Source organism: Kiloniellales bacterium, assembly GCA_030066685.1.
Taxonomy (GTDB): Bacteria; Pseudomonadota; Alphaproteobacteria; order Kiloniellales; family JAKSBE01; genus JAKSBE01.
The window spans coordinates 195,506-212,719 of record JASJBF010000031.1; the positions used below are offsets into that span (position 1 = coordinate 195,506).

General features: G+C 67.4%; 11 protein-coding genes. 7 read left to right on the forward strand and 4 right to left on the reverse strand.

Annotated features, from left to right (window positions below):
* Positions 1–221 precede the first annotated feature (221 nt).
* The 7 genes from QNJ30_18160 (at position 222) to QNJ30_18190 (ending at position 7,602) form a co-directional block, all read left to right on the forward strand.
* A complete protein-coding gene (locus QNJ30_18160) occupies positions 222–2,732 on the forward strand; it encodes a YjbH domain-containing protein (protein MDJ0945397.1) in 2,511 nt (836 codons plus the stop codon).
* A gap of 92 nt (positions 2,733–2,824) precedes the next feature.
* Complete coding sequence (locus QNJ30_18165; protein MDJ0945398.1) at positions 2,825–3,628, forward strand: VOC family protein; 804 nt, start codon at positions 2,825–2,827, stop codon at positions 3,626–3,628.
* A gap of 236 nt (positions 3,629–3,864) precedes the next feature.
* A complete protein-coding gene (locus QNJ30_18170) occupies positions 3,865–4,572 on the forward strand; it encodes a DUF1045 domain-containing protein (protein MDJ0945399.1) in 708 nt (235 codons plus the stop codon).
* A 161-nt stretch (positions 4,573–4,733) separates the two neighbouring features.
* Entirely contained in the window at positions 4,734–5,291 is a 558-nt protein-coding gene (locus QNJ30_18175) for an HD domain-containing protein (GenBank protein ID MDJ0945400.1), read from the forward strand.
* A 238-nt stretch (positions 5,292–5,529) separates the two neighbouring features.
* Complete coding sequence (locus QNJ30_18180; GenBank protein MDJ0945401.1) at positions 5,530–5,907, forward strand: response regulator; 378 nt, start codon at positions 5,530–5,532, stop codon at positions 5,905–5,907.
* A 297-nt stretch (positions 5,908–6,204) separates the two neighbouring features.
* Positions 6,205–6,717: a hypothetical protein gene (locus QNJ30_18185; protein MDJ0945402.1), complete on the forward strand. Its 513-nt coding sequence runs from the start codon at positions 6,205–6,207 to the stop codon at positions 6,715–6,717.
* A 42-nt stretch (positions 6,718–6,759) separates the two neighbouring features.
* Positions 6,760–7,602 (forward strand): division plane positioning ATPase MipZ, encoded by an 843-nt coding sequence (locus QNJ30_18190; protein ID MDJ0945403.1) that lies wholly within the window; start codon positions 6,760–6,762, stop codon positions 7,600–7,602.
* A gap of 30 nt (positions 7,603–7,632) precedes the next feature.
* Here the strand turns inward: QNJ30_18190 and QNJ30_18195 are convergent, their stop codons facing one another.
* From QNJ30_18195 to QNJ30_18210, 4 genes are all read right to left on the reverse strand, one after another.
* Positions 7,633–9,228 carry an SPOR domain-containing protein gene (locus QNJ30_18195; GenBank protein ID MDJ0945404.1) on the reverse strand — a complete coding sequence of 532 codons (1,596 nt, stop codon included), beginning with the start codon at positions 9,226–9,228 and terminating at the stop codon, positions 7,633–7,635.
* 18 nt (positions 9,229–9,246) lie between these two features.
* Positions 9,247–9,936 carry a ParA family protein gene (locus QNJ30_18200; GenBank protein MDJ0945405.1) on the reverse strand — a complete coding sequence of 230 codons (690 nt, stop codon included), beginning with the start codon at positions 9,934–9,936 and terminating at the stop codon, positions 9,247–9,249.
* A 507-nt stretch (positions 9,937–10,443) separates the two neighbouring features.
* Positions 10,444–10,776, reverse strand: a complete 333-nt coding sequence (locus tag QNJ30_18205) for a hypothetical protein (protein ID MDJ0945406.1) — start codon at positions 10,774–10,776, stop codon at positions 10,444–10,446.
* Between the two features lie 489 nt (positions 10,777–11,265).
* Positions 11,266–17,214: cadherin domain-containing protein (locus tag QNJ30_18210; GenBank protein ID MDJ0945407.1), on the reverse strand; the 5,949-nt coding region annotated here is incomplete at its 5' end.

A 17,214-nucleotide genomic window follows, 5' to 3' on the forward strand; every position in this document is an offset into this window, starting at 1 on the left:
TTCGCAGGCATGTTCTCGCAGGGGGGACTCAATGGGCGATGGGGGGACACAGCCCCGGCCTTGGGCGGCTTGCTAAAGCCTTAGGCGTCACGTTCGTCATTCTTGTCGAACTGCATGCGACCTGTGCCCGGGCGGAGCCGGCTACGGCTGCCTCGGATCAGGCTCAGGACGAAGCGCAGGACCGTGCCCCAACCCTTGATTGGGCGGATGACGAGCAGGATGTGCTGAGTAACGCCGAGTACTTGGAGTACACGCCGTCGATCAGCGATTTCGGAACCACCGGGCTGATCCAGATGCCCAATGCCCGCTTCCATCCGGAAGGCGAGCTGCACCTGGGCGTGTCCCACGTCGACCCCTACACCCGTGGGTTCTTCACCCTGCAGATCTTCGACTGGCTGGAGGGGACCTTCCGCTACACCGACGTCAGCAACCGCCGATACAGCAACAGTCGCGAGTTCAGCGGCAGTCAGAGCTATAAGGACCGCAGCGTCGATCTCAAGATCCTGATGCTGGAGGAAACCAAGCATTTCCCGCAGATCGCGGTCGGCCTGCGCGACATCGGCGGCACCGATCTCTTCGGCAGCGAGTTTCTGGTCGCCAGCCGGCGCTACTACAATTGGGACTTCACCCTTGGCGTGGCCTGGGGCAATGCCGGCAGCCGCGGCCATGTCTCCAACCCCTTCGGGCTGATCTCGGACAGTGCCAAGGAGCGCGGCGACAACTCCGGGGCGGGCGGTCTCGGCTTCGACTTCTTCCGCGGCGAGGAGATCGCCTTCTTCGGCGGGATCGAATACCTTGCGCCGGTCGACGGCCTCAGGTTCAAGCTGGAGTACGACAGCAACAGCTACCAGGACGAGCCCCTCGGCAACGAGTTCGACGTCGCTCTTCCGCTGAACTTCGCCGTGGAATACGAGGTCTTTCCCTGGTGGCGGCTCTCCGCCGGCCTCGAGCGCGGCAACCAGTTCATGGTGCGCACCAGCCTTAGCGCCAATCTCATGACCGACAAAGGACTCCCGAAGTTCGACCGGCCGGCGCCCAAGGTGGAGCCGCGGCAGGTCGACGTGGTCGGCATGGATGGCCCGGTCGCCGCCCAACAGGCGATGCTGACCATGCCCGAGGCCGTCGACCGGACGCTCACCGTGGAGCGCCTCTTCAAGGATTTCGAGAAGCTCGGCGTCACCGTGTCCGACATCGAGTACGAGGATGCCGACGCGATCCTCCGGGTCCCGGTCGAGGCGCCGCGACCCAGCGCCTCGGCGCTGGCGACGGCCGCCCTGCAGGTCATCCGGGCCGAGCTGAACGGCCCGGTCGAGCGGGTCCGAATCGTCGCGACACGCGAGGACGAGGACTATTGGGAGATCGTGCTCGACAAGGACGAGCTCCTGCGCTCGGTGAGCCTGACCGGAAGCCCCATCGCGCTGGTCGAGCCGCCGGATCCCACGTGGCTCGGTCTCTTCCCGGAGCCGGAGCCGACAACGGCCGCCTTTTTCGAGGACGCCGAGCCGGCCGACCCGAAGGAGCAGCTGCGCCGCGTGGCCGAGCAGGTCTTCGCGGAACTGGAGCGGCAAGGCTTCGAGGGCGAGCGCTTCGACATGCAGGGGTCACGGGCGACCGTGCACTTCTCCCAGGACCGCTACCGCAATCCGGCGCGCGCGGTGGGCCGCGGCGCTCGGGCCGTCGCCGCCCATGTGCCGCGGCACATCGAGGAAATCAGCGTGGTCCTGACCGAACTGGGCGTGCCGGTCAGCCAGATCACGATCATGCGCAGGGACCTCGAGAATGCCCTCCAGGACAAGGGCAGCACGGAGGAGATCTGGCAGAACGCCGTGGTCGAGGCGCCTTCGCTCGAGGGCGGCGAACAGGGAATCGAGAACGAGGACAGCTTCCCGCGCTTCACGTGGTCGCTGATGCCGCGCATGCGGCAGCAGATCGGCGGGCCGGACAACTTCTTCTTCTTCCAGTTCTACGGCCGGGCCTCGGCACAGGTCCAGCTCAGCCAGGGCCTCACCGTCAGCGGTGCCGTGGCGAAGGACATCTACAACAACTACGACGACCTCAAGCTCAAATCCGACAGCCGCCTGCATCGGGTGCGCAGCGACATCGCCCGCTATCTCCGGGAGAGCGACGTCTGGATCGACGACCTTCATCTCGACTACATCACGAAGCTGGCGCCCGAAGTCTATGGCCGCGCTTCGGTCGGTATCTTCGAGCTGATGTTCGCCGGGGTCGGCGGCGAGGTGCTCTACCGGCCCCAGGGCAAGCGCTGGGCGGTCGGGGTCGACGTCAACTACGTCAAGCAGCGTGACTTCGACGGCCTCTTCGGCCTCCAGAACTACGACGTGGTGACCGGTCACGTCAGCTACTATCACCGCTTGCCGTGGTACGAGATCCTGGCGACCGTGCGCGCGGGGCGCTACCTGGCCAAGGACTGGGGCGCCACTCTCGAGCTGTCGAGGACCTTCAACAACGGCGTCACCTTCGGCGTCTTCGCGACCAAGACGGACGTCTCGGCCGACAAGTTCGGCGAAGGTAAGTTTGACAAAGGCTTCTTCGTTTCGATTCCCCTCGACCTCTTCTTCACCCGCCACAGTCGCCGGTACAGCGGCCTGACCTATCGCCCGGTGACCCGCGACGGCGGCCAGCGCCTGGACATTCCCAAGCAGCTCTACGGCTTCACCGAGCCCAGCAGCGATCGCGAGGTCCTGCGCGGATGGAAGGAGTTGCTGGAGTAGCGGCGAGAGGCGGGGGCCGCACGGCAAGAAGCGACAATCGGTCGCGGGCGGAATCCGGTAGACTGTGCCTTTCGGCCCTCTGGATTGCGCGCATGTTCACGCATTTCACCCTCGGCACCAACGACCGGCCGCGCGCCGAGGCCTTCTACGCGGCGGTCACGCCGCCGCTCGGGCTGAAGCTGGTCAAGTCGGTCGAGGCCTTCTTCGCCTACGGAGTTGAAGAGCAGGCACCGCCTTTGTTGGTGATCAATCCGCCCTTCGACTCCTTGCCCGCGACCTGGAGCAACGGCTTCCACATCGCCCTGCTCGCCCGGGACGCCGCCGCGGTGCAGGCCTTTCATGCGGCGGCGCTGGCGGCCGGCGGCCATGACGAGGGCGCGCCCGGGCTACGGCCGGCCTACGCGGCGGACTACTATGCCGCCTACGTCCGCGATCCCGACGGGAACAAGCTCCAGGCGGTCCACTACCGGAATGGCCGCAAGGCCGGCCCCTGCGGCGAGGTCGTCTCGCACATCACCCTGGGCAGTAACGACCTGGAGCGCTCGAGGGGCTTCTACCAAGGTCTTCTGTCCGTCCTGGGCGTCCAGCGCCTGTCGGCGGAGGAAACCCCGGGCGAAGACCTCGCCTTCGGCCTGCCGGGGACGCGCCTGCCGATCGTGTTCATACAGAAGCCCTTCGACGGCCGTCCGGCCACCTGGGGTAACGGCGCGCACGTCTCCTTCGACGCCCCGAGCCATGCCGCCGTCCGCGCCTTCCACGAGGCGGCCCTGGCCCTGGGCGGCAGCGACGAGGGCGCGCCCGGCTTGCGGCCCAGGTACCACGCCGCCTACTACGCCGCCTACGTCCGCGATCCCGACGGGAACAAACTGCAGGCCTATTGCCGCAAGTCCGAATAGCTGCGCCGTCAGGTCTCACGTTTTCAACGGCTTGGCCGACCGGCCCCCAACTGTCCCGTCGAACCGGCCGCTAAGCCGCAGGAATTTTGAGGACATTTCGGGGCCGGCCTCAGGAGCGCCGCACGGGTGCGGGAAACCTGGCTTCGAGGGCGTTTCCTCGCCTCTTTAGGGCTTGCGCCATCGCGCTTCGAGCCCCACGTTCGCCGAGGAAGCTCATGGTCCGGAAGGGACCCGGAATGGATGCCTCGAAGCGGCCCCGGTTCGCCATTTTCTTTGCGCCCTCGAAGCTGGATCCGCTTTGGGCCCTTGGGGCGGCATGGCTCGGTCGCGACGCCCGGAGTGGCTATGCGGTCGCCCGACCGGACCTGCCCGGGGGCTCAGCGGAACGTCTGGCGGCGGTCACCGAAGCTCCCGCATTCTATGGCTTTCACGCCACTCTGAAAGCGCCCTTCTTTCTTAAGAAGGGCCTGTCTCTGGGCGCTTTGGAGGAACGCTGCGGCCGGATTGCCGCCGAGATGGAGGCGGTGCCGGCCGTTGTGCTGGAGGTGTCCGAGCTAGACCGCTTCCTGGCTCTGAGGCCACCGACCCGCTCGGTGGCACTGCACAGCCTGGCGGCCACCTGCGTCGAATCCTTCGACGACCTGCGCGAGCCGCTGAACCCCGAGGTACGCCAGCGCTATATGGAACCGGGGCTGACCGAGGTGCAGGCGGCGCTCCTGGACCGCTGGGGCTATCCTTACGTCATGGAAGAGTTCCGCTTCCACATCACGCTCACGTCGCGGCTCTCCGAGCCCGAGCGCGCCGAAGTCGGGTCCTGGGCCCGCGATCACTTCGGTCCCGCCCTGGTGTCGGCGGTGACGGTGGACGGCATTTCGCTTTTCGCGCAGCCGGACGGGGGCGCCCCGTTTCGGGAGATCGGCCGCTACCCCCTGGGCGCCCGCTAAGTCGCTCGAGGATCCGGACTCACGCTCTTCATCGGGCCCTTGTCGGGGGCCCTTTGCCATGGCGGGGGGCTTTCATAAGCCGCCGCGTCTGCTGGCATCAAGGCGGCGCCTTGCCTAAGCTGGCCCTCGGCGGCGGTAGCATCGAGACGAGGAGGCAGGCAATGGACCCGGTGGAACACCTGATGCAGGTCTTTGCCACGGAGGGGTCGCAGCGCTACGGCGGCGAAGAGGTCTCGCAGCTGGAGCACGCGCTGCAATGCGCCGTCTGGGCCCAGGCCGCGGATGCCGAGGCCGGGCTGGTGGCGGCCGCGTTGCTCCACGATGTCGGTCACCTGATCGGCCGAGAACCGGAGGAAGACGGGGCCGAGGCCGTGGACGGCCGGCATGAGGAACGCGGCGCCGACCTGCTCGCCGCGTGGTTTCCGCGCGAGGTGACGGAGCCGGTGCGCCTTCACGTGGCGGCCAAGCGCTTTCTCTGCTCGAGCGATCCGGCCTACTTTGACCGCCTTTCGGAGGAGTCTAGGCGTAGCCTGGAACTGCAAGGCGGCGCCTTCAACGAGCGCGAGGCGGCGTCTTTCATCGCCCGGCCATTCGCCGACTCGGCCGTCAGATTGCGCCGTTGGGACGAGGCGGCCAAGGTGCCAGGCGCCGCGACGCCCGCCCTGGACAGCTTTCGGCCGCTGCTTGCCTCTCTGATCAGCCAGGGCGGCGACGCCTGACCTCGTCGCGGCGTGCAAAAGGCGGAGCGCGCGGACGAGGCAAGGCCGGGATTCGCCCTCTCGTCTATATCACCTAAAAGATACTTCTTCGGAGTCTGTGAAGGAATCTCCATAACCTGCTGCTTGACAATGATATTCCCTATGAGGATCATGAACCAAGCAACCTAGGGTAGCGGTTCCTGGTTGTTTGGCTGGCTGGCAGGGGCGAAGACGGTGCGGCCCGTCTTCGCGATACGGGGTGCGAACGCCTAGACTGCTCATCATCGACGACATGCCGGTGTTCTCCGCCTATGTCCGTGACGTCGCGGTGGGGCTGGACTTCGATGTCCGGGTCGCCCGAAACGCGGAGGACTTCCGGGCGCTGCATCGGGAGTTTCTTCCCGATGTCGTCAGCCTGGATATGGTCATGCCCGACGGCGACGGCCTGCAGCTGCTCAACTGGCTCTGCGGCCAGGAGTCACGGGCCTGCGTACTGATCCTGAGCGGCTACGGGTCGAGCTTCATCGATGCGGCCAAGCGCTTGGCCGAGGCCAAGGGCCATCGCCGGGTCGAGGCCCTGCGCAAGCCGATCGACGTGGTCGCGCTGCAGTCGGCCTTGATGTCCCTGGCCGCCTAGTCGCAGGTCCCGCTCCGGGTCCCGGGCCCCTCGCGGCGTGAATTCCTCTCCACTCCGGCACTCTCGGTTTTTCGCCGGCCCTCAAAAAGGTAGAATATCGCCGCGAATCGCGAGCCAGGCGGCTGGGGAAGGGGGGCTTCCCGTCAGCCCGCGGCCGGGATGGACGTGTGGTCCCTCCGGTCTCGACCGACCATCGGACAGCTTCGCGAGACGGCGCCCCAGACCCTTGGGCGGCCGGAGTCTGGGACCGAGGAGCGACGAAGCGCGCCCTGGGACCGGAAAAGGCCGGAGTGAAGGATGGATGACGCTTTGACTTGGGGAGATCTGATCGCCGCCCTTCAGGAAGTTGCCTCGGGCGACCGCAAGCTCGATGCCCTGGTCGCCTATCACTGCGGCGCGGTGGGGCGGGATACGCATCAGATGGTGCGCCTCCTGATCGACGAGGGATCTTCCTGGGATCTGGTCTTCGAGCTGATGGAAGGCGAAATTCCAGCTTTCACCACTTCGCTGGACGCTGCGGTCCCGGGTGAGAACATCGTCTGTGCGATTTTCTCGACCAAGTACCAGCGCTGGGCCGCGGTGCATCGTGGCGAAGACGGCGCAGAGATCCTCGCCTGGGCAGCCAACGAGGTTCTGGCGCGTCGGGTCGCGGGCCTGCGGGCCACCCGCGAGCAGGCCGAGGCCGCGAAGCAGCGGCCGGAGCTTCCGGGACCCGAAGCCCGCCCACAGCCGACGGCGCCGAGACGGTCCGATTTCCACCTGCCGGAGCTGGGCGCGGCCGACGAGGAGGAGTGGAAGATCCTCTTCTGAGCAGGTTGGTGGGGGATCTCGACCGGGGGGCAAGCGGGAATCGTGGACGGATCGCCTCTGATACCGGACGAAGAGGGCCGGCGGCCCTACGCCCTGGTCCTGGGCAACGAGAAGGGCGGCTCAGGCAAGTCGACCACGGCGATGCATGTCGTCGTGGCCCTTTTGCGCCTGGGCTACCAGGTCGGCAGCATCGACCTCGACGCCCGGCAGGGCAGCCTCTCGCGCTATCTCGAGCACCGTCAGCGCCAGGCCGAGCAGACCGGGCTGGACCTGCCGCTGCCGAACCATCATCGGGTCTTCGGCAGCGAAGAGGCCAGCCGCCGCAAGGCCGAGGCCCAGGAGCGCGATAGCCTGCGGACCGCCTTCGCGACTCTCTCAGGCTGCGATTTCATGGTCATCGACACGCCTGGCAGCGACAGCTATCTGTCGCGGCTCGGTCACCTCAATGCCGATACGCTGATCACGCCGATCAATGATTCCTTTCTCGATCTCGATGTGATCGCCGAGATCGACCGTGAGCGACGGGAAGTGCTGGGCCCCAGCGTCTACAGCCAGATGGTCTGGCAGCAGAACAACCAGCGAGTCGTGAACGGCCGCAGGCCGATCGACTGGGTGGTCATGCGCAACCGATTGAGCCATATCGAGCCGCGCAACAAGCGCGATATCGGGATCCTGCTGGAGAAGCTCGGCCAGCGCATCGGCTTCCGCCTGGCGCCCGGCTTCGGCGAAAGGGTGATCTATCGCGAGCTCTTCTTGAAGGGCATGACCGTGCTCGACCTGCCGGCGGGCGAGGGCGCGGAGATGGTCAACAGCCACCTGGCCGCGCGGCGCGAAGTCGGCGACCTGCTGCGCAGCATCGGCCTGCTTCAGGATCAAGAGGCCTGAGACCGCGGGCCCGGCGCGGGCGAAGCCTCGTCAGGACTGGTGCCGGCTGATGCGGGTGCGCGGCGGCGCGCCCTCGTCGGCGTCCCTGAGCTTGACGACCAGGCACTCCTGCCTCTGCCGGCGGAACGCGGCGCAGAAGCGGCGGGCCGCCACCAGGGTCTCGAAGCTGCCGGTGCGGACCCGGAACACAGCCCCGCGGCCTTCCAGGTCGGCTTCCTGGACCGTCAAGTCCCTCTTTGCCAACAGTTCGGGATGGGCCTTGCGCAGCTTCCGCCATTCGGAGGCGGCGCCCTCGGCGCTGTCTGCCGAGGCGAGCTGGACCACGTAGGGCGGCATGTCTTCGCCCGGGGAGACGGCAGTACCGGCCGCCGGCTTTTGCGGCGGCAAGGGGATTGCAACGGGGGCCTGTGCGGACTTGGAGCCGGCCTCCGGCTTCCGCAGCCGGCCTTCCTGGTCGCGCGGCGGCCGGTCACCGGCACCACCTCCCGGATCGCCTGCCGCTGGCGCCTCGCTTTCGGAGCCCGCCGGGCCCGGCAGGGTCACCGTTCCCTCCACGGTCTTCACGACCAGACCGAACTCGTGCGGCCCCCCGCCCAGGGGCTCTTCCGGCAGCAGCACCCATTGGCCGAAGGCGTCGGCCCGGGCGACGCCGATCGGAGCTCCGTTGTGCAGGACGATCAGCTCGGCTCCGGGCGCCGCCAAGCCGGCGATGACGGCCGAACCGTCTTCCTCGACCCGCACCACGTCGACTCGAGGCGCGGGAACCCCGGGTCCGGTCCCGGACGGCGGCTGATCCTCCGTCATGACCGCCTCCTTGCCCTCCGCACCCCCGAGGACGCGCCGCGATTCAGCGGGCGCCTGGTCGCTGCCCTCTACCGGAGCCGTGGGTTCGCCGGCCGCCTTGGCGCGATCGTCGCTGCCGGAGACAACGGGCTCTGCCAGGTCCGGCGAGGAGCCGGGCATCGCTGCGTACCAGCCGGCGAGAATACCTCCGGCCAGGAGCAGGAGGGCGGCCGAGACCCTGGCACGGGGCGTCCAGCTGGCCGGCCGCCAGAGCGTCGCGACCTGCCCCGTCCTCTCCTTGACTTGAGCCTGGGCCGGCAAGGTAATCGGCTCCCAGTCCTGGGACGATTCGCTGTCCGGCGTCTCGATCTCCGGCGTCTCCGCGGGCGCGGCTGGATCGGCGGCCGCCTCCGCGGTCTCCGCCGTCTCGGCGGGCGCAGCCGCCTGGCCTTGGGCGCAACGGAGGATCTCGTCGAAACTTTCGGAGACCTCGTCAAGCAGGCGGAACTTCAGGATGCTGGCCGCCGGGGCCGCCTCCGTTTTCGCGCCGGTCTTGGCTTTGGACTTGGTCCGCTTTTTGCCGTCGCCGGGCTCCTCGGCGGCTGCGGCGCTTTCCTCGACCTCGCCGTTGCGGCCCTCGGCCAAGGGGCCAAGGCTCGGGCCCGGCGCTTCGCCCCGGATCGCATCGGCCTTCGCGTCGTCGGGGCCGGGCGCAGCCTCGGTTTCCGTGGCTTCGAGGGCGACCACCTCGGCCTTGTCCTTGCGCCTGTCACCGGCCGGGGCGGCGCGGCCCTTGCGGGCGAAGAGGTCGTCCGGGAAGAGCTCGAGATTCTGTGAGGTCATCGCTTGGCCGTTCCCGGGCTATTCGGCGGCGAAGATCGCCGTGGATTGACTGCGTCTCGGCAGGGGCGGGAGTTCGAGCTTCGGCGCTTCGCCCTCGAGGCGGTCCGCCAGGTAGCCCCACAGCTCTGCGATCTCGCCTGCGGCCCGCTGGGCGCCGGGCAGTTCCATCACGGTCCGGCCGTCGACCATGCTGGCCGCAAAGTCGACCCGCTGGTGAACGATCGAGGGCGCGAGCGGGCCGTGCTGCGACAGCACCTGGATCGCCTCGTTGGTGATCTTGGCCCGCGGCGCGGCACCGTTGATGACAAAGATCAACGGCTTGCCAAGGTGCTCGACGAGCTGGACCGTGGCCCCGATCGAACGCAGATCGTGCGGGCTGGGCCGGCTTGGGATCAGCACCAGGTCGGCGCAGCGGATGACTTCTCCGACCGCGGTGTCGAGCGACGGCGGCGTGTCGATGAACAGCAGCTTGATCTGACGCTCGCGCAAGCGTCCGACCGCGTCCGACAGCTCATCCAGGCTGGTCTGGACGTAGTAGGGCGTCTCGCGTGTCCTCAGGTTCCACCACTTGGCCAGGCTGCCCTGCGGATCGACGTCGATCAGGACGACCGGCCCGGCGCCAGCGAGCTCGGCCTGCACGGCCAAATGCCCCGCAAGCGTGGTCTTGCCAGAGCCGCCCTTTCGGGAGGCAATCGCCACGACCTTCATCGCCAAGTTCTCCCACTCCCCAGGCCGCCCTTTCGGTCCGGGCAGTTCAATAGTCGCGCCCGCAGCCTGAAACACAAATACCAGATATACGTCCCCGCGAAACGCACCCTACTATATCGAGTGGGAGAGCGGAAGACCGTCAGGGTTAATTTTTCGGAGAACAAAAGTCTCCAGCAAGAAAGAGAACCTATTTCAAAGTATTGCAGTGTTTCTTCGCAGTGACTTGGCAGGAAAACCGACGCTCTCTAACTTGCAACAGAAGGCCGTGCCTCGAAGTGGGTCGCGATGTGTGGTTTGCCGAGCGATCCGGGGCCCAGCCTGGGTTTTCAGGCTTCGCGAATCATCCAGACGCGGTGAGTGACGCCGTCGCCACAGCCGCGCACGAGGCTAGATTTGGTGAGAAGATCAGTCTCTAAAATATTTCTATAGAATATTTTTTGCCTCAGCGGCGCGAGAAATAGTCAATGGGCTCCGCCGCCGGCAAGTTCCGAAGGCGGATCTCAATCACTACCAATCGACCCAGTCGACGGTGCGGAGAAAGGCGTCGTCGCCGCCCGGTTCCTCGATACACTCCTCGGAGCGCGGTGCTGGTTCCAAAGCCTCGTTGCCGGCCGACTCGGCCTCGGATGCGAGTATCTTCTGTGCCCAGGACGCCGTCGCCTTGGACAGCGTCGAGGGCCCTGCGGCCAGGGCGTCAGCCCAGCCGTCGCCGGCGGAGGGCAGCAGAGCGCCCGCTTCGCTGATCACCAGGAGGTCGTTGGCCTCGTCCAGGACCACCGTTCCATTCTGCCGTCCCGCCTCGCGCGCGGCTGGCGCCGTGGCTTTCTCGGGCTCAGGCAAGGCTCGTGTCGTCGGATCGGACTCCGAGCCGCTGCCGCCTTGCCAATCCGTGGAAGCCAAAGGTCTTGGCGATTGGGGCGCCACCGCCATGTCGGTGCCTGCACCCACCGCTGGCGCGATCTTCTGAACCCCCTGCGCCAAGCGAATTCTCCCCCTAGCAAAATCCGGTCCAACAGAGCCTCAGGCCGGCCTTACCGTCTTGGCCTAAGACAGACGTCAAGATCTGAAAAAATCACTGTCTTATTTATTATGACCTTAGTCTGATTAAAGATTTGCTTATTTGAGGATTTATATTTGCTCGCGCAAAGTAAAAGCTTGAAGTCGTCGTGCCGTTTTTGTCAGCAATAGGAGATGTTTTGAGGGTGCAGCCGCCCTGCCGCATCGGGTACGGCATGGTAAGGCGGTCGCATTGGGGGCAAATCGCGGGGAGGGCTGTTTCGGCGGGGCTGCGGAGGAGGGAGGTGGCCCCGAAGCCGGCCTCCGCCCCGCTTACCATTCGATCCGTTCGATCCCCTCGAAGGTCACCTCGGAACCGTCTGCGAGGGTGATGGTGCCGGCGGCGTCCTCCGAGAGGTCGAGGAAGTCGGCGCCGCTGGATTCGACGGTGCCCTGGTCGATGACGTAGGTCCAGCCGGCCGTGGGCGTGCCGCCCGAGGCGTTCTCGAGCTGGATCACGTCGGTCCAGCCGCCCTGGCCGCCCGAGACAAGGTCGTTGCCGTTGCCCTCTGCGAAGATGAAGAGATCGCTGCCGCCTTCGCCGTAGAGCCGATCGTTGCTGGCGCCGCCGTCCAGGGTATCGTTGCCCTCGCCACCGAAGATCGAATCGACGCCGCTGCCGCCGTCCAGGCTGTCGTCGCCGGCCCCACCCTGGAGCAGGTCGTTGTCGAGGCCCCCGTTCAGGCTGTCGTCGCCGTCGCCGCCCAGCAGGACGTCGGCTCCGCTGCCGCCATTCAGGATGTCGTCGCTGCTACCGCCGAAGAGGGTGTCGGCGCCGGCGTTGCCCGAGAGCGTGTCGTCGCCGGCGCCGCCGTAGATCGTGTTGTCGCCGGCGTCGCCGCTGAGGATGTCGTTGCTCGAGAGGCCGAGGCTGTCCAGGTTCTCGTCGTTGGCGACGATGTCGATCGTCAGAGTATCCGTGGTGGTGGCGGAATCGCCGTTGGCGGCTTCGGTCGACGTTGCCGTCACGCTGAGGTCAACGTTGCCGGCAAAGCCCTCAGGCGAGGTCATGGTCAGGTCGGCGAGCTCAGCGGGCGTGACTTCTGCGACCCCGTCGATGACCGTCACGGGCGAACCGCCACTCTCCAGCAGAAAGCCTTCTGGGATGCCGGCGATCTCGATCGGATCGAGGCTCTCCGAGCCGTCGGTGTCGGTCAGGACGACCGAGATCAGGCTGGAGAGGTCGATGGGATCGCCGGCGGCCGTGCCGCTGGACTCGGCGAGCTGAATATCGTCGACATAGGCGCCGCGGCCGTAGGGATGAACGGCGCCGACGTCCTCCATGATCAGCTGAATGTCGCCACCGGTGCCGAGGAAGCTCACCGAGTACCCGGTCCAAGTCAACTGGGAGACCGTGTTGCCGTCCCAGTCGACGGCCAGTGTCTTGAGCGTCGTGCCGGTGCTGACGTCGACCACCCGGACCTGGAAGTCCATGTAAGATTCGAATCCGGGCCGCGGCGAGACCTGGAAGGAGAGCTCGTAGGGCGTGTCCATCGTCGTCGAGATGGTGCGCTCGATGCTGCCGGCGTCTGGGAAGCTGCCGGCGCTCTGGTTATTGATCTCGATGAACATGTCGCCGTCGGCGGCGCTGCCGGCCACGTCGTTCTCGTGCCAGAACTCGATCTGATGACCGGCCGAAGGACTCCAGCCGTCGACGGTGCCCGGGTCGAAGCCGCTGCCGCTCGCGCCGATCTCGAAGGTCGACTGGAAGACCGAGTTGTCAGCGACGGCATCGGTAACCGTCAGGGCGGGCGCGTCGGCGACGGCGTCGACCGTGATGCTCATGGTCGCCGGCGCGCTGCTGAAGTGTCCGCCGTCGCTGACCCGGAAGGTGAAGCTCGGATCGGCATCGGAGTCGGCCGCCGGCTGGAAGGTCAGGTTGCCGGCATTGATGTCGGCGGCAGCGATCCGGTCGCCCGCGCCAACGGCCACCCCGTTCAGCAGCAGGCTGCCTTCCGAGGGCAGGGTCGAGACCTCGACCTCGACGATGGCGTCGCCCTCGGCGTCGCTGTAGCCGAAGTCGGAGAGACCGAAGGTCACCGTCGTGTCCTCGTCGGTCGACACGGTGCTGTCGTTGCTGACCGGCGGCTCGTTGAGGTAGGAGACGGTGACGTCGATGGTCTGGACGGCATCGGCCGTGTCGCTGCCGTCGGTGGCGGTCGCGGTCACGGTCAGTTGGAAGCTGCCGCCGAAGTCCTCGGGCGGGAAGAGAGTCAGCCCGGGCAGGTCGGCCGGATCGACCGTCCAGGAGCCGTCGCCATTGTTGGTGCCGGCCGAGAGCGCGGCACCCGTCGGGACTCCGGAGATCACCACGGTGAGGCTCTCGGAGCCGTCGGTGTCGACCAGCGAAGAGGCGATGTCGAGCTCGACGAAGTCGGGATCGATGATGTCGCTGCCGATGACCGTGGTGGTGGTATCCAGGGTCAGGTCGACGTTGTCGAAGCGGATCTCCGTGGTCTCGTCGTTGTAGGTCTTGAGGTTGTTGTAGCCGCCGAGGGTCAGGGTGTACGTGCCCGGCGCTAGGGTGCCGAGGTCGAGGGTGGCGGTCTGCCAGCCGGTGTCGCCGCCGCCGTTCAGCTGGGTGATGTAGTCGTTGCCGCCCTGACCGATCAGGGTGCCGTCGAGGCTGGCGAGGACCTGGCTGAACTCGTTGCTTTCGTAGGGATCGGTCTGGATCATGCGGTAGCTGAAGGTGACCGTGCCGCTCGAGCTTTCGGTGACCGTGAAGCTGGTCGAGAAGCCTCCCGACATGCCGTTGATGTCGGCGTTGTCGATGCCGCCCAGGATCATCGAGAGACCGCCGCCGCTTTGCCCGGCGCCGGCGCTCCAGCCGCCGTCGGCATAGCTCGGCGCGCTGGTGCCGCGGAAGCTGTCGTCGGCATAGGTGAAGCCGCCGGCGTCCGAGCCGAAGCCCTCGTTGACCGGGTTCTCCTGAACCGGGGCGGTGGCCGAGAAGTCGAGGGTGAAGCTGCTGGCATCGCCGGCCGGCGGCTCGACGATGAGGTTGGCCAGCTCGCCCGATCCGAGGGTCCAGGTGCCGTCGCCGTTGTCGGTGCCGGCCGAGAGCGTGGCCCCGCTTGGCACGTTGGAGACGGTGACGACCAGCCCCGGGTTGCCGTCGAGGGCCAGGATCGAGGCCGGGATGTTGACCTGGGCCGAGCCGTCCTCGGTGCCCGAGGCGGTGCTGGTGACCGTCAGGTTCGGGGTGTCGGCCACAGGATCGACCGTGACGTCGATGGTCTGCGGGCCCGAGGTCTCGACCGTGGAACCGTCGTCGGAGGACGCGGTCACGGTGAGCTGGAAATCGGCGTCGCTGTGCAGCGGCGGGGTGATGGTCAGACCGCTGGTCTGGCCCGGGGTCAAGGTCCAGGTGCCGTCGCCGTTGTCAGTGCCGGCCGAGAGCATCGCGCCGCTCGGCACACCGGAGATCAGCACGGACTGAGCCGCCCCCGGCTCGAGGTTGCCGAGCGTGATGCTGAGCGGGATCCCGGTGTCCTCGTCGCCCGTGACGTCCGCAGTGACCACCGTGGGCGCTTCGTTGATGTCGCCGATGGAGATGGAGAAGGCCTCGGTGTAGGTGTTGCTGGCGCCGTCGGTGACCCGGACGGTGACGTCGTGGCTGGCGGCGGCCTCGTGGTCGAGCAGGGATCCGTCGGCAACCGTGACCTGACCGGTCGAACTGTCGATGGCGAACCTGCCGCCGGCGTCGTCGGTGAGGGCGTAGCTGGCGCTGTCGCCGACATCCGGGTCTGTGACGGCGACGCTGGCGACCGAAGTGCCGTCGGCGCTGTTCTCTGCGACCGAGCCGCCGGTGAGCGCCAGGTCCGTAGGGGCCTCGTTGACGTCGCCGACGGAGATTGTGAAGGTCTCGGTGTAGGTGTTGCTGGCGCCGTCGGTGACGCGGACGGTGATGTCGTGGGCGGCGGCGGCCTCGTGGTCGAGGAGGGATCCGTCTGCGACGGTGACCTCTCCGGTGGTGCTGTCGATGGCGAACCTGCCGCCGGCGTCGTCGGTGAGGGCGTAGCTGGCGCTGTCGGCGGCGTCCGGGTCTGTGACGGCGACGCTGCCGACGGTTGTACCGTCGGCGCTGTTCTCTGCGACCGAGCCGCCTGTCAGGGCCAGGTCGGTGGGGGCTTCGTTGACGTCGTTGACGGTGATGGTGAAGGTCTCGGTGTAGGTCAGCCCGCCGCTGTCGGTGACCCGGACGGTGATATCATGGGCGGCGGCGGCCTCATGGTCGAGGAGGTTGCCGTCGGCAACCGTGACCTGACCGGTCGAACTGTCGATGGCGAACCTGCCGCCGGCGTCGTCGGTCAGGGCGTAGGTCATGCTGTCGCCGGCGTCGGGATCGACGCCGATGGCGACATCGACGACGGTGCCGTCGGCTGCGTTCTCGTCGACCGAGGTCCCGAAGAGGATGTCCGTGGGCGCTTCGTTTATGTCGCCGACGGAGATGGAGAAGGTCTCGGTGTAGGTGTTGCTGGCGCCGTCGGTGACGCGGACGGTGATGTCGTGGTTGGCGGCGGCCTCGTGGTCGAGGAGGCTGCCGTCTGCGACGGTGATCTCTCCGGTGGTGCTGTCGATGGTGAAGCGTCCGCCGGCGTCGTCGGTGAGGGCGTAGCTGGCGCTGTCGCCGACGTCCGGGTCGGTGACGGCGACGCTGCCGACGGGGGTGCCGTCGGCGCTGTTCTCTGCGACCGAGCTGCCGGTGAGCGCCAGGTCCGTAGGGGCCTCGTTGACGTCGCCGACGGTGACGGTGAAGGTCTCGGTGTAGGTGTTGCTGGCGCCGTCGGTGACGCGGACGGTGATGTCATGGGCGGCGGCGGCCTCGTGGTCGAGGAGGCTGCCGTCTGCGACGGTGATCTCGCCGGTTGTGCTGTCGATGGCGAACCTGCCGCCGGCGTCGTCGGTGAGGGCGTAGCTGGCGCTGTCGCCGACGTCCGGGTCTGTGACGGCGACGCTGCCGACGGTTGTGCCGTCGGCGCTGTTCTCGGCGACCGAGCCGCCGGTGAGCGCCAGGTCCGTAGGGGCTTCGTTGACGTCGCCGACGGAGATGGAGAAGGTCTCGGTATAGGTGTTGCTGGCGCCGTCGGTGACCCGGACGGTGACGTCGTGGCTGGCGGCGGCCTCGTGGTCGAGCAGGGATCCGTCTGCGACGGTGATCTCGCCGGTTGTGCTGTCGATGGCGAACCTGCCGCCGGCGTCGTCGGTGAGGGCATAGCTGGCGCTGTCGCCGACGTCGGGGTCTGTGACGGAGACGCTGCCGACGGGGGTGCCGTCGGCGCTGTTCTCTGCGACGGAGCTGCCGGTGAGCGCCAGGTCGGTCGGGGCCTCGTTGACGTCGCCGACGGTGATGGAGAAGGTCTCGGTGTAAGTCAGCCCGCCGCCGTCGGTGACGCGGACGGTGACGTCGTGGCTGGCGGCGGCCTCGTGGTCGAGGAGGCTGCCGTCTGCGACGGTGATCTCGCCGGTGGCGGCATCGATGGCGAACCTGCCGCCGGCGTCGTCGGTCAGGGCATAGCTGGCGCTGTCGGCGGCATCCGGGTCTGTGACGGCGACGCTGCCGACGGTTGTGCCGTCGGCGCTGTTCTCGGCGACCGAGCCGCCGGTCAGGGCGAGGTCTGTGGGGGCTTCGTTGACGTCGCCGACGGTGACGGTGAAGGTCTCGGTGTAGGTGTTGCTGGCGCCGTCGGTGACCCGGACGGTGATGTCGTGTGAGGCGGCGGCCTCATGATCGAGGAGGGATCCGTCAGCGACGGTGACCTCTCCGGTGGTGCTGTCGATGGCGAACCTGCCGCCGGCGTCGTCGGTCAGGGCATAGCTGGCGCTGTCGCCGACATCCGGGTCTGTGACGGCGACGCTGCCGACGGTTGTGCCGTCGGCGCTGTTCTCTGCGACCGAGCCGCCGGTGAGCGCCAGGTCGGTCGGGGCCTCGTTGACGTCGCCGACGGTGATGGAGAAGGTCTCGGTGTAGGTGTTGCTGGCGCCGTCGGTGACGCGGACGGTGATGTCGTGGCTGGCGGCGGCCTCGTGGTCGAGCAGGGATCCGTCGGCGACGGTGATCTCGCCGGTGGTGCTGTCGATGGCGAAGCGTCCGCCGGCGTCGTCGGTGAGGGCGTAGCTGGCGCTGTCGCCGACATCCGGGTCTGTGACGGCGACGCTGGCGACCGAAGTGCCGTCGGCGCTGTTCTCTGCGACCGAGCCGCCGGTGAGCGCCAGGTC